This is a genomic window from Pseudomonas sp. AC463 (assembly GCF_979253585.1).
The window spans coordinates 1-241 of sequence record NZ_CEEDDZ010001087.1; the positions used below are offsets into that span (position 1 = coordinate 1).

The 241-nt window shown below is 62.2% G+C and carries 1 protein-coding gene; it reads left to right on the forward strand.

The genetic code is table 11. From position 1 onward, the window contains the following. Positions 1 to 241, forward strand: a 241-nt coding sequence (locus tag AC0IYH_RS33635) for a hypothetical protein (RefSeq protein WP_471838783.1), incomplete at both ends; no start/stop codon positions are given.

Sequence of the window (241 nt, forward strand, 5' to 3'; positions counted from 1 at the left end):
GATCTGCAGCAGTCGCTGCGCATGGTGGTCGATGCGGCGCGGCGTACGCAGAGCTCGCCCAAGGATTTCTTCCAGGAAATCGCCAGTGCCAGTGCCCATATGAGTCGCGATCCGTCGGCCATGGTCAAGGGCGCCAACCTGGCCCAGAGCGGCGTGCTAGGTGAGTATCTGGATGGTTTGCCCTACCGCAGCAAGGTGCTGAACATGAGCCAGGATCTGTGGTTGTCGCTCAGCGTGGCCG